This is a genomic window from Providencia sp. PROV236 (assembly GCF_033676985.1).
Classification (GTDB): domain Bacteria; phylum Pseudomonadota; class Gammaproteobacteria; order Enterobacterales; family Enterobacteriaceae; genus Providencia; species Providencia manganoxydans.
Genome location: NZ_CP096297.1, coordinates 514,421 through 528,452, shown reverse-complemented (window position 1 = coordinate 528,452; position 14,032 = coordinate 514,421). Strand labels below are relative to the sequence as shown.

Sequence of the window (14,032 nt, the reverse complement as noted above, 5' to 3'; positions counted from 1 at the left end):
TGATACTTTATTAGCGATATAGTTTTATTTCTGCTATTTCCGTTGAGTAATTAGCCATTACTTTGAAAAAGAAATCTGACCAATCCATATCCAACACTTTTAATAAAACATCTAATGTTTCAATATTAATACTCGTCTCCCCTCTCTCATAACGCGATATTTGCTGCTGGCTGACATGTAGCATTTTACCAAGTTGAATACCTGTTAGGGATTTACTTCGTCTCGCCGACCTTAAAAAATCACCAATTTCTTGTCGTAATAAAATTCTATTTTTAATCATATTAAAAAACCAATAGTCAGTTAATTGAATATTTATAGCGAACTATCATTTCGATATTGAAATGATTACTATCTATCACTAATAATTAAACTAAGAAATGGATTTATTTATAATAAATAAAAATACATCTTTAATAGAATATAGATTTAACATTTAAAGCTGTAAATACGTTTATATCGATCGAATAACAACACATTAATAGTCAAAAACTATTGAATATATTAAAACCGATCGTCAATTACAATGAATAACATTTTAGCTATATTAAATATCAATAGATTAACTTATATAGCTGACATTGAAATAATTTTAAGTTGAACTAAATAACATACTTACATCATATGTAAAAATAAAAATAGCTATAAATACGTTTCAGAAAACAAGAATTAAATCAAAAAATAATATTACTAAATAGAGTTTGAAAATAAACTCTATATTTACATGTAAAAAACAAAACAACACAATTACCGAGTTTATATCATATAGAATAATTACAATTTCAATCCATATTGAAATATTATGGAGAGGGAATGTAAATAAAAAGCATTAACAATATAAAATATATCAGCATTAATAATTTAAAATAAAAATATATAATAAATCGCTGAGACTACCCTATATTTTAATATCCAACTTATGCAACTATTATCTTTTTTCTGCATTTTTCCAATCAATTCCCACTTTATAAGCGCAAAATCCATTATGATGGTAGGAAAAAGGAGCCAATAATGACAACTCAATTTTATAGCTATCAGCCCATGCAAGGTCATGGACTACCTCATGATCCTATTCCTGCATTAATTGGCCCACGGCCCATTGGCTGGATTTCCACCTGTGATACAGAGGGGAGAACTAACCTCGCACCTTATAGTTTCTTTAACATATTTAACTATTCTCCACCGATATTGGTGTTCTCTAGTGTTGGTAAAAAAGACACGGTAGCTAACGCTATCGCTACTGGTGAATTTGTCTACAACCTTGCGACTAAAGAACTAGGGGAACATGTCAACACCAGCAGTGCTGCGTTACAACACGGAGAAAGTGAGTTTACTCTGACGGGGCTTGCAACATTGCCATCAACATTAATTACGCCACCGCGTATTGCACAAACACCTGTCTCTATGGAATGTATCGTCACACAATATCAGCAATTAAAACGCGCTGATGGCAACCTTCTCGATACTTGGATGGTTATGGGGGAAGTGGTAATGGTGCACATTGATGAAAATGCACTTGAACAAGGTCTTTATACTACAGCTCGCCAACAGCCATTACTACGAGCAGGTGGACCCGCTGATTATTTTTGGATAGAAGAACAGCAGCGACTGCAAATGTATCGCCCTAAGTAAACTCATAACATAAGAGAGAACATTGCCTATTTTCTCTCTTATGGTTATCTATCTTAGTCACTATCACTTTTCATATCGACAAATCAGCTGCTCCTCAGAGCTAGGATAAGAGAAATGTTGAGTGATCAAATCAAACTGTGCTTCTGAGGTTTTAAATGGGTTGTCCCCTACTTGATTACGCACAGCTAATCGCCTTTTACATTCATTTGAATCGACTTCCAATATATGAAATACATACGCGACGTTAGCCAAATCAGCTAACGATTTTAACCAACTTCGTTGCGCTGGTGTATTTGCAGGGAAATCCATCACTACGGTATTGCCTGCCTGTACTAGCTTCACGATATGAGCTTCTAGCACATTTTTAATTAAACGACTTTTTTCAATATAATGTGAAAGGTCGGTAATTTGCTGCGAAAATAATGTTGATAGCCATTCATCTTCACTGATCAAAATAGTTCTAGGTCTCTGAGCGAGCTTGTTAGCTAATGTCGATTTACCGGATGCTATTTTTCCACACAGAAAGTGTAAGCGTGTGTCTGGTGCAGATTTCAGTAAATAAGCTAAGATCTCACAGGTATCTTCAGCATCTAACTTAGAAACAAAATCAATCAGTTGCTGTTTTTTTATTGTTGAATTTAATGTATCGCACATAACTATTCCTTGCTGATATTTGATGATTTTAACTACCAGACAAGGACAAAAAAACCCGCCTATCTGGCAGGTTTAGCACACAGCTCATTCCCCACCACTAAGTGATGGTAATAATGATTTGATGAACTGTGGTCGTGAACATGTATTAATCCTCAAAATGACTAATAATTAACATATCAATTAATGAATTATTATCAAGCAATAGATTTTCGAGGGTGCTACGTTTTAATCAAAAATTGAAAATGGGGCTATCATTGCTGAGCCAATAGCACCAAGTGCGAGTTCGAAAATATTGCTCCCATGTTCTATTGCATCCCAAGCGGTCCAGCCTTCCTTATCTGGTTGTACTTGCTCCATGAGCGAGTAAATCAAATGCAAATTGATAGGAAACATACGAACATTTTTATCTGCTCGCATATCGTTAATATCATCTACCAAAACAACCCCCCAACCAAAAGGACTACTTGCGTCACCAAAAAACTTCTGACCAACCCAATGACCAAAAATATCAACACGGTAACCTTTTTGCTCATTATCACTGGAGTGCTTGTGCGCAATGTCCCAAAAACTTTGGATTTGCTGTGGGTTGAAATTTTCAGCTGGCAATAATTTCAAACGATATTGATGAGGTTTCGGTTGGTTATAAGCAAGGGCATATTTCCAGTGAGCAGGGATAAAATCACCTGATTTTGCGAACCCCTCACCTGTTTTTATTCGTAACGGTAACCAGCCATATTCACTCTGTTGGTTACCCTGTTCGCTACGCCGTATCCAGTTACCTTGCTCATCTTGCCTGAAGCCTTTGCTCTCATTGTCATGAGAGATAAACAGTGCTTCTTCCCATATTTCATCAAGTTCACTTTCAGAAAATTGATAGTCATCCATGCCAATTCCTTCATCTATCTACAACATAAAAAACGGCCAGATGTGATTTCTGGCCGTTGTTTTTGTTAGTGTTTCTTACTCTTATGGTGATTTAACGTTTCTTCTTTAAGATCTAACTCATCACGTAAGCGGTGATATACCCGCTCATTGATATTTTTGCCTTTGCGCATCACATACAGTGCATCACGTTTCGCTTGTAATGCAGAACGTGACATTTCACGCTCCATATCAATCATTCTATGTAGATCATAGACATCGGACTCTGTTTCATCAGTATTGTCTAAACGTCTACCATAGATTTCTAACAATTGTGCACCGACTTCTGTACGCATGGCTATTTCATCCATATCTTCTGATGGATGGTTCATCAATTCACGCAAATGAGACATTGCAGCTTCATTCAGTGCCATACGAGCACGGATCTCATCATTATCATAAGGTAAATCCTGAACTAAGCCTTTCGTTAAGATCGGTAATGCAATACTCGCAATCAGTAATGAACACAGAATCACGCCCATTGCTAAGAAAATAGCCACATCACGATTTGGGAATAGCGTGTTATCAGGCATCAGCAATGGTAACGTCAAAATACCTGCTAATGTAATTGCTCCGCGCACCCCAGCGGTTGCCATAACTGCCATCATACGAATATGCAATACATCCGCTTCTTTGCCACGACGACGTTTGTGGAACACCGTTAATGTCATCGATATCCATACCCAGCTAAAGCGCAAGATAGCTAGAGCGACTGTGATAACAATAACATAAACCAACAGCATCCATGGATGGCTTGCACCCGCAGCTTCTGCAACTTGTGGCATGTTATTCCACATCCCAGGTAACTGCTCGCCAAGTAAGATAAAAATCATGCCGTTAAGCGCGGTCTGTACAGTATCCCACACCGCTTTACTTTGCATGCGAGTAGCTGCTTGCATACGGCCTGCTATTTTTTCATAGTGCATTGCAATACCGGCAACCACCGCAGCTAAAATACCAGAAACATGTAGATGCTCTGCCAGCAAATAGGCACTAAATGGCATCAATAGGCTGATCATGATTTGAATAGCAGGCTCTTCACCCGTACGCTTTACCAAAAATTGGTTTAGCCAACCGATAACCCATGCCACTAATAAACCAATTAAAATCCCACCAAATGCAACAAGTACAAATTGCCCAGCCGCAGAAGCAAGGGAAAATGTTCCCGTTAAAGCAGCGGTTACAGCAAAGCTAAAACAGACTAGACCCGTCGCATCATTAAGGAGTGATTCACCTTCTAGGATATGTGCCATACGAGAAGGTAATGGTGAATTCACTGTCATTGCCGAAACAGAAACGGGATCCGTAGGTGATAGAATAGCTGCCAATGCGAAAGCAACTGCCAGAGAAATTGCAGGGATCAACCAATGAATAAAAAAGCCCATTCCAATAACTGTCACCACAACCAAACCAATGGCAAGTGACATAATAGGTTTTATTTCCTGAAATAAAGCTTCTTTAGGAATACGCCAGCCATCTAAAAACAATAATGGTGGAATGAATAAAAATAGGAATAAATGCGGCTCAAACTCAACCGTAAAACCAAACAGTGATAGCCCTGCACCCAGTGCTATCTGAATAATAGGTAAAGGAATAATATCCCTAAGCAGCCGCGAGACAAACACGCTCACAATAACGGCAAGTAAAAAAACTAATACAAGGGTCACAACTGACATGGATTTGCTCCAATATTAAGCTAAGCAGAAGTTATCAGTAGTGAAGTAAATAGATAAATTGAATCGATGTAAAGTATCTATTTACTAGAAAACTAAAAAACAGAACTTTCATAAAACTTTGATTACTATCATTCTGTTACAGAATATTACAGTAACAATAAAATTCTACTCCTATATATATTATCATAATGATAATTAAGCATTTATTACGATTAGTATAAATAAATTATTCACTACTAATTTGATTAGTCATTTTTCGTTATTTTTTATTTCCACTGTACTATGCCGTTCAATCAACTCTTGTAATACCTGCTTTAGCATTTTACTTTTACGTGTACCTAGAGGAGCCAAAACCAATTGCTCATGTTGTTCTGCTTCTTTTAATAGCCCTTCCACAAGTAACATACCACTTGAAGTCATACTTACTAGCGTTACTCGACGATCACTGCCTGTATGGTTATTGTGCCGAATAACATGCCCTTGTTGCTCTAATCTCTGCAATACACGGGTGATCGTTGGCTGCTTGCTGACGGTTTTTTGGGATAACTCAGTGATCCCCATTGAGCCATTATCAGCCAATGTCGAAAGCACCCGCCATTCAAGCACCGACAAACCATTAGCTTCAACAACAGCATGAAACTCGGATGAAACAAGCATCCATGCCTGCCCCAATAGGGCAGGCAAGTAATTATCAACAAATACTTTAGAGTCTGGCATCGGTTCCTCTTGCCTAATATACTCGCCATACTTCAAGCTGCGGGGCTTTTGGTTAAGATATGGTGACTACGCTCAGCTAGTCGAGCCACATAGCCTATCTACATTCCCCGACTATCTTTGCTTGTCACCTATCTGCATCTCGAATTATTTTAGGATATAGAACGTATTATTTCATTCGATATTAAAAGGTTAGCAGATAGAAAACGACTCTTTAATACCATTTGTTTAAAACTTTCCTGAAAGCAGAGAGCCGAATCCATCAACGCGAGTATCTAATCCTAACTTTTTCAGCATCATATAGGTTGTTGCAACGGATGATGACAATACAGGCAACCCTACGCGATCTTCAATTAATTGCACTGATGGTAATGAAGGCATTTGCACACAAGCTGAAGCCACAATCACATCAACGTTAGTATTTAACTTTTTCGTGATTTCCACTGGTGCTAATGGATCTTGTCGGCCTACATCCAAGTTGTCCGGTATTTCCAAAGAAATACTGTCCACCACCTCGATGCCTTCATTTTCGATATAATCAATGACTAACTGAGTCAGTGGCTTCATATAAGGGGTTAAGATAGAGACGCGCTTGGCCCCAACTGCATGCAACCCATCAACAAGCGCTCCGGCACTTGTCACAACGGGAGCCATATGGCCATTATCAATCGTGCGTTGATGTAGGCGTTTCTCAGAAACGCGATGATAGCCCTTCCCCATACTCATAATAGCGACTAAACAGGCATAGCCTAATACATCAACGGCTGCGTCAGACAGTTCGATAGCACAACGATCGCTATCTGCATCCATTTTTTCCAATTCTTCTTTAGTCACTTTTTTCATGCGCATACGGCTTGAATGAAATGTAAACCGTTCCGGAAACAGTGCCTCACGAGCTCGTAAAATAGCAGGGATTTCCGTTTCCATAGTGGTATTCGAAGAGGGCACTATTTGCCCGATACGATACGAACGCACATGACTCATAGCCCTTTCTCCTGTGAAATTTCATCCTGATCACCAAATTGATTTAACTCATCAATATCTTGCCCGTTATGATGGAAACGTGCTGCTGTCAGTGGACGACGATTAACCTGTAAATCAAAAATATCAAAGCGATTATAGTGACCTGTAATATCATGCATTTGTCTTGGCTGAATGCGGCGATTCAAATCAATGTCCGCATAGACGATCCCCTCTTTATCAATTAAAGGTTCACCTATCACACGGCCATCTGGCCCAATGATCCCTGAAAATGCACTATTAGGTCGCGCGAGTAATTCTCTAGATTGCGGGTGAGATGCTGCCATTGCTTCAACTATTTCCTCAGAAACAGTCGAACAAGAAATAATGGTAAACACCTTACCTTCAAAGCAATGCGCTGACGCACGTAATCTAATGGCTTCTGCCATGTCATAATCTTTAGGAGCGACAGGTAACGCAATATAACTTGCGATATGCACTAGCTCGCCCTGAGCAAGTAATGAGAAACGCGCTAATGTATTGGTGTTTTCACCACAAGCAAGTGCACCTAAAGGCCCAATGCTGGTTTGGTGTACTTTTAATGATGAAGCATCACCATTTGCCCACGTTAGCTTTTCTGCCCACGTTGGGACTAACTTACGGTGACGGCCTAATATTTTGCCTTCATCCGAAATGGTGACTAATGTGTTGTAAAGCGTTGCAATACCATTTGAATTACGTTCATTCACCCCGACAACCACATTGATATGGTGGCGAGCAGCTGCTTGGGCAACCTTACGAATTTCAGGCCCAGGAACTTCAATCGCAGACTTACAAAGTTTTTCGAACCAAGGACTACCTTCAATAGGGTTCATCACCCAGCTCCAATAAGGGTAGCCTGAGATAAACACTTCAGGAAATGCGACTAATTTTGCGCCATTATCCGCAGCTTCTTCGATTAATTTACACACTTTATCAACAGTGGCATCGGTATTGAGGAAAACAGGGGCGGCTTGTACCGCCGCAGCTTTAAATTGAGGTAAATTTAACATCTTCTGCTCTCCTTGGCTTTATACTGCTACAACAGGATGGCGCAACTCACCAATCTTCTCGACATAGGCTTCAATAACATCACCAGGCCATACCCATTCTTGAGGAGAACGCCCTGCACCGACGCCTTCAGGGGTACCCGTCGCAATAATATCGCCCGGTTCAAGCGTGATCCCTTTACTAATATCAGCAATCAGAGCATTTACGTTAAATAGCATATGTCGAGTATTTGAATCCTGTTTAGTCACACCATTCACTTTCAAACTCAAATTTAAGCTATGTGGATCTGGAATTTCATCTGCGGTGACAATACAAGGTCCAAATGGTGCATAGGTATCTTGTCCTTTAGAATAAATCCACTGACCTGCACGACGGCAGTCACGAGCACTCATATCTATCATTAAGCTATAACCAAAGACGTAATCTAACGCATCGGCTTCTGAAACCCTTTTTGCACGGGTTCCCATAATTACCGCCAGTTCCACTTCCCAATCTAACTGTTGAGTGATCTTTGCGTTATGTTCAATCGCATCATCTGGACCAATCACCGTGGTCGGTGGCTTAGAAAAAATAACGGGCTCTTTTGGTAATTCTTTCGATGTATCGAGTGTACGGCTAGACTCGGCGACGTGTTCTACATAGTTCAAACCAATACCAAAAATGTTTTTTCTTGGGCGAGGAATTGGTGCCAAAATTTTGACGTTCTGAACGGGCCAAGCAGTACCCGCAGGAAAATGGCCTTGGTATGCTTCTAATAAATCGGTTCCAGAGCGAACCCCTTGAGGGCCTAGGTCGATAAAATCCAACATATTATCAGGTAGATACTGACCTTGCTCTTCTGCCAATCGAGCGAGATCGACCACTTGATTACCAACAATTGCCCCTAAACGTGCAGCCGCGGTGATATCTGAACGGTAAGTAATAAGACGCATAATTCTTCTCCTTTGTCAGGTTCACCTGACTTAAATCTTCACGTAAATAATTAATATAATTTAATAACTAACTAATAATTTTTTGATGACCATCGTTTTCAGCTAGGGCTTCTTCATAGTACAGCCCAAGTGAGTTCATGACAGGTAAGTCGTTGAAACAAAACAGGCAAGCATCATCATTCTGTGAAGTGTTTACATGTTCATGGAACATCCACGACGGAACACAAAAAATGTCACGTTCTTGCCAATCAAAACGTTGCCCATTAATGACTGAATAACCTTTACCTTTAGCAACCTGATAGATAAAACTGCCTGTATGGCGATGTGCTTTCCCAACAAACCCAGGACGTAACAATTGCATACTGGCACCAATGGTTGGCATCACAGGTCCACCTGTTAATGGGTTGGTGTAGTGCATTAAAATGTCATCAAAAGGTGAGCCATCTGCGGCTTTTGCTGCTCGCTGTAATGCTTCATATGTCGGCCCCCATTGATATTTAAATAATGGTGAATATGGTTTATCCCAACCAATGTGGTGTGGCCGCAGTGCCGTACCTCCCCACATACCTACTGGGTAATCAATTGGGTGAGTTTGTACCTGATGTAAATCAGGATGCACTTTATAAAAACCGGCTTCCATTGCATTAACTAATGGGATATCTAAGCCATCCTGCCAAATACACGGCAAACCATCTTCAGCAACACCATGCTCATGCCATGTCCCATTAGGCGTTAATACAAAATCATTGGCTTCTAACATCATTTTTTGCCCTTCAACGATGGTATAGGCGCCCCGCCCTTCCATGATGAAACGTAATGCAGATGAAGAATGAGCATGCGCCGAGGCGGCTTCACCGGGGTGCATAACCTGCAAACCTGAATAGAGCCAGCCAACTGCGGCCGCAACATCTTGTCGACCTGGATTATTTAAATAAATGACCCGACGCCCCGCTTTTTCTGGGGTAACCAACTCAACCGAGCGTAGTACGTGCTCACGTAAATCATGGTAGCGCCATAACACAGGAACTGATGAAGACTGCGGCTGCCAAGGCTCTATTTTGTTCGCAACCGTCCATAATGCGCCGGTTTTCAAATCAGCTAATTGTTTGTAATACTCAACCAGCTCTGGAGTATCAGCAACATCAGCACGCCCTGCTATATTTTCTCTATATTGATCATGCGATTGGGTACCCATTGTTTCCTCCTAATAGCCATTACATTTAGCGATTTTTTGCTTGTTGTATCAGTTGTTGGCGCCCGTATTCATAAGGTGCTGGCCAACTCACCGTGTTCCAACCAAATCGAGCACACTCATGTAGTAACCAAGCAGGATCAGCCAGTAATGGGCGGGATAGCGCACACAGATCAGCGCGCCCTGAAGCAATAATACTGTTGACCTGATCAGCATCAGTAATCGCGCCAACAGCAATAACCGGCACATCACCTTCATTGCGAACACGATCGGCCATCGGTGTTTGATACATACGTCCATAGACTGGCTGCTGTAGTGGAGAGACTTCCCCAGAAGAGCAATCAACAATGTCAGCACCAGCCTGATACATGGCTTGGCCTATGAGAACTGCCTCATCAACTGTTGTACCACCATCAACCCAGTCAGTAGTAGAAATACGTACAGAAAGAGGTTTATCCTCTGGCCATACTTGACGAACAGCACTCACGACAGCGAGAGGGAAACGTAGACGGTTTTCGAGCGTACCGCCAAAATTGTCGGTGCGGTGATTTGCCAATGGTGAGATAAAGCTTGATAGCAAATAACCATGCGCAGCTTGCAACTCTAGCCAATCAAAGCCTGCTTCATCGGCACGTTTTGCAGCTGCGACGAATTGGTCAATGATCTCCGCCATCTGAGACTCTGTTAATTCACTAGGTACCTGTGAAATATTCACTAAATAAGGCAATGCAGATGCGCTGACTAAAGGCCAGTTCCCAGATTTCAATGGATGGTTTTCTTGTTCCCAACCACGCTGCGTGGAACCACGACGTCCCGCGTGCCCTAGTTGAATACCAATTTTGGCATCCGTTTTTTGATGTACAAACTGTGTTACCGATCGCCAAGCATCCACTTGTTGAGAATTCCAAATACCGGGGCAACCTTCAGTGACTCGTGCTTGAGGAGAGATCGCGGTCATTTCTGTCATGATCAGGCTAGCACCACCTAATGCACGGCTACCGATATGTACCAAATGAAAATCACTGACTAAGCCATCCGTTGCGCAATACAGTAACGTTGGTGAAGCAATAACTCGGTTCTTCAACTCAACACCACGCAAACGGTATGGCGTTAGCATTGGTGGTATCTGCTGCGCAGCAGGAGCTAAATCCACACCTGATTTTGCTGCAAACCAGTTTTCGTAATTTTGTAGCCACTGCGAGTCACGAACACGTAAATTTTCATGAGAGATGCGTTGAGAGCGTGTCAGTAATGAATAAGCAAATTGCTCTGGCTCAAGGTTTTCATAACGACTCACATTTTCAAACCATTCTGTTGAGTTACGTGCAGCGTTTTGAATTTTTAGTACTTCCACACTCCGTACTTTTTGATAGTGCTCTAATCCTTTGCGCAAATCACCACCAGTTGCCTTCAGGCTTTCAGTAAGCTCAATGGCATCTTCAAGTGCTAATTTAGTTCCTGAGCCAATGGAAAAATGTGCGGTGTGAGCAGCATCTCCCATGAGCACAACGGGAACATCTTTCCCATCGGTTGGTGTTGTCCAATGTACCCAATTTTCACAGATCACCCGAGGGAAGCGGATCCAAATCGCTGCTCCACGTAAATGAGCCGCATTGGCTATCAATTTCTCACCCTCTAACCATGGTGCAAAAAGCTTTTCGCAATAGGCAATACCATCCTCTTGCGACATTTGATCGATGCCAGCTTTGAGCCAAGTTTCTTCTGTTGTTTCAACAATAAATGTCGATAAGCCTTCTTGGAACTGGTAAGCATGGACTTGAAACCAACCATGTTCATTTTCTGCGAAAAGGAAGGTAAATGCGTCGAAGATCTTCTTAGTACCTAACCAAACAAACCGACAACGACGCTGATCAATGTCAGGTTTGAACACATTTTCATAACGTGTACGCACCGCGCTATTGATCCCATCAGAGGCAATAATAAGATCGGCGTTATATTGTCGAGCAATTTCTTGATCGTCGGTCACCTGAGTTTCAAAAACGAGCTCAACCCCAACGTCTAAACAGCGGTCTTGTAAGATATTGAGTAATTTTTTACGCCCGATCCCAATGAACCCATGACCACCACTCCGATTACATTCACCTTTAAAGTGGATATCAATATCATCCCAATGACTAAACTCAGCAGAAATAGTTTCAGCTGAAACTGGATCTGCTTTGCGCAAATTGCTGAGCGTAGCATCAGAAAAAACCACGCCCCAACCAAACGTGTCATATGGACGATTGCGCTCCACAATGACCACACGATTTTGTGGGTTTTGTAATTTCATCAGCAACCCGAAGTAAAGCCCTGCTGGTCCACCACCGATACAAACGATATTCATACAGTTTCTCCTTTGTTGCGTCGTGCCATCACACAGGTTGCTGCTGGGTTAAGGCGTGATATAGCTCATCAGGGATTGCTATGGCCTGATGCGTTTCTAAAGACGTCGTGACATAAGTTTGAGTGACTTGCATACGCAACTCCCCTACATTACTGGTACAGACCTGACGCAACGTAATTGATTTGCGTCCAATGCGCTCAACCTGCAACTCCAGTTGAACATCATCGCCCATCCGACTAATCGCTTTGAATTCAGCCTCTAAATGTACGGTAGGTAGGCCAAAACGCTGATCAAGAATGTAACCCGCAAAACCTTGAGGAAGCAGTTCGTCCACCCAACGCTCTAATAGGTTGTTAAACATAATGAAATACTGTGGGTAAAATACGATCCCCGCAGGATCGCATTCAGAAAATAGAATCTTATGTGGTCGAGTAAATTTCAGTAGGCTCATTATGTTTTCCTTATTCCATCGCCAAACGCTGGCGGCATTTGCGCAATTCGTTGCCATGTTCATCAGCCAGAGCAGCTTCACGCAGTTCTCGCAAATCAGTAGGAACCAATTGAGCGCCATAACTATCGACAATATCCATTAATATCTGGAAGTTACGTAAGCCTCGCGCATGAGTATCGCTATAACCTTTCACCACCCGCTGACACTGGGCAATTTCAGTCGCTAAAGCCGGATTAGTTTGCGCGGCTTTTAAAACTGCCGATAACCACTGCTCAATACGCTGAGTTTCTAATTGATAGCGCAATGTTGTACGACGCCCACGTCGCCAAGCTGCGAGTAGATATAACTGTAAGAATCCCCCCAGTGAACTGGTAGTGATTGTGCGTCCCTTTTGTGTAAACTTGCGAAGCGCTTTGTGTATCCAATGTGGTCGCATTAACCACTTACCTAAATTTTTGGGAAGGGTTTCGCAAATCTCTTCAATACGTGGATGCATAAATTCATTGATATCGAGCAGTTGGTTATCATTAGCGCGTACTTCATTACGTACGCGTTGAAAACGGCTGTGTCGAATTTTTAAATCGGCAACACGAATGGTGTCCTCGTATGACATCCACAGTGCTAAATGGCGCACTAATGCACGCTGCAAGCGTTCATCATTGCCGCCTTGTTGGCTAAACAATTTGATTAAACGATCTAAATAAAGAGAGGCATATGCGGGATCTTGGTAATCAATTAAACGGCGTACTCCCTCCCTAGCTAAATAGTGAGTGTGTTGAGGGAACTCATGTTCAATACGTGCCAATAATTGGACAACTTGCTTATTTTTCGGGTTAAAAGGTGCCGATTCTGCACTTTGTGGTTTATGAGCTTCCTCGGGGTGAGCCGCCATTTCAGCGCCAAGAGAGAAAGCACGTAAGCTTGGCTTAACACCAACACCACCACGCACAATGGTTTCTTCAAATTGCGCACGACTAAACGGAAGGACTCCAGCACCAAATAATGCGCCAAATAATACTGCACTGATCACACTGCCACTTTCCTGTGCAGCTTTCTCCATATCGAAATGGATGAATTGGCGCGCTGCAAGACTCGCATGACGGATCAATGCTTGACTATCAACACGCCCATCACCCATGGCGGATTTTTCAGCGATAGAGTAGACACGGTGTGTTGAACTAATCAGTGTGGTACGCTCTGGTGTCACAAAACCACGCTGTACTGCTCTGCCAGCTTCCATCAATTCTGATGCAAGCACAACATCCACATCGCCGGGCATTGGCATGAGTGCGAGTACAGGTTTTGGCGTGAGAGGGTTCTCTGCACCAGGGAATAATTCAACATAATAAATAGTTGCGCCAGTACGTTGCGCAACCCCTGGAACCGAAGTGGTTTGCGCAAAGTAACCATTTTCTTCACCTAGATTGACTATCCAATCAGCGAGCACGCCACCACCTTCGCCGCCCATCGCTAAAATCGCTATTTTAATGGGTTGTAATGCAACCATGT

General features: G+C 42.0%; 13 protein-coding genes. 1 reads left to right on the top strand and 12 read right to left on the bottom strand.

The features are described from left to right. Positions 1–10: 10 nt before the first annotated feature. Positions 11–280 (bottom strand): helix-turn-helix domain-containing protein, encoded by a 270-nt coding sequence (locus M1E96_RS02210; protein ID WP_140178849.1) that lies wholly within the window; start codon positions 278–280, stop codon positions 11–13. A 728-nt stretch (positions 281–1,008) separates the two neighbouring features. Here M1E96_RS02210 and M1E96_RS02205 point away from each other — a divergent pair. Continuing rightward, a complete protein-coding gene (locus M1E96_RS02205) occupies positions 1,009–1,629 on the top strand; it encodes a flavin reductase family protein (RefSeq protein WP_140178847.1) in 621 nt (206 codons plus the stop codon). 63 nt (positions 1,630–1,692) lie between these two features. On the opposite strand, the gene M1E96_RS02200 is transcribed toward M1E96_RS02205, so the two are convergent. The 11 genes from M1E96_RS02200 to M1E96_RS02150 form a co-directional block, all read right to left on the bottom strand. Further along, positions 1,693–2,283, bottom strand: coding sequence for an ATP-binding protein (locus M1E96_RS02200; protein WP_272581137.1), 591 nt, complete (start codon positions 2,281–2,283; stop codon positions 1,693–1,695). A 225-nt stretch (positions 2,284–2,508) separates the two neighbouring features. Next, a complete protein-coding gene (locus M1E96_RS02195) occupies positions 2,509–3,168 on the bottom strand; it encodes a hypothetical protein (protein ID WP_272581138.1) in 660 nt (219 codons plus the stop codon). A 65-nt stretch (positions 3,169–3,233) separates the two neighbouring features. After that, positions 3,234–4,880, bottom strand: coding sequence for a Na+/H+ antiporter (locus M1E96_RS02190; protein ID WP_070925685.1), 1,647 nt, complete (start codon positions 4,878–4,880; stop codon positions 3,234–3,236). Positions 4,881–5,129: 249 nt separating this feature from the next. After that, positions 5,130–5,597 carry a MarR family winged helix-turn-helix transcriptional regulator gene (locus M1E96_RS02185; protein ID WP_272581139.1) on the bottom strand — a complete coding sequence of 156 codons (468 nt, stop codon included), beginning with the start codon at positions 5,595–5,597 and terminating at the stop codon, positions 5,130–5,132. 225 nt (positions 5,598–5,822) lie between these two features. Continuing rightward, positions 5,823–6,578: an Asp/Glu racemase gene (locus tag M1E96_RS02180; RefSeq protein WP_140178841.1), complete on the bottom strand. Its 756-nt coding sequence runs from the start codon at positions 6,576–6,578 to the stop codon at positions 5,823–5,825. Beyond that, positions 6,575–7,606 (bottom strand): carbon-nitrogen hydrolase family protein, encoded by a 1,032-nt coding sequence (locus M1E96_RS02175; RefSeq protein WP_369427351.1) that lies wholly within the window; start codon positions 7,604–7,606, stop codon positions 6,575–6,577. The genes M1E96_RS02180 and M1E96_RS02175 overlap by 4 nt, the downstream gene beginning before the upstream one ends. 18 nt (positions 7,607–7,624) lie before the next feature. Continuing rightward, entirely contained in the window at positions 7,625–8,536 is a 912-nt protein-coding gene (locus M1E96_RS02170) for a fumarylacetoacetate hydrolase family protein (protein WP_070925692.1), read from the bottom strand. A 67-nt stretch (positions 8,537–8,603) separates the two neighbouring features. Further along, positions 8,604–9,731, bottom strand: coding sequence for a cupin domain-containing protein (locus M1E96_RS02165; RefSeq protein ID WP_272581141.1), 1,128 nt, complete (start codon positions 9,729–9,731; stop codon positions 8,604–8,606). A gap of 25 nt (positions 9,732–9,756) precedes the next feature. Further along, positions 9,757–12,072 carry a bifunctional salicylyl-CoA 5-hydroxylase/oxidoreductase gene (locus tag M1E96_RS02160; RefSeq protein ID WP_140178837.1) on the bottom strand — a complete coding sequence of 772 codons (2,316 nt, stop codon included), beginning with the start codon at positions 12,070–12,072 and terminating at the stop codon, positions 9,757–9,759. 28 nt (positions 12,073–12,100) lie between these two features. Beyond that, the gene (locus M1E96_RS02155) at positions 12,101–12,523 is read right to left on the bottom strand and encodes a thioesterase family protein (protein ID WP_272581143.1); all 423 of its coding nucleotides are present in this window, start codon (positions 12,521–12,523) and stop codon (positions 12,101–12,103) included. A 10-nt stretch (positions 12,524–12,533) separates the two neighbouring features. Further along, positions 12,534–14,030: an indolepyruvate oxidoreductase subunit beta family protein gene (locus tag M1E96_RS02150; protein WP_369427350.1), complete on the bottom strand. Its 1,497-nt coding sequence runs from the start codon at positions 14,028–14,030 to the stop codon at positions 12,534–12,536. Positions 14,031–14,032 lie beyond the last annotated feature (2 nt).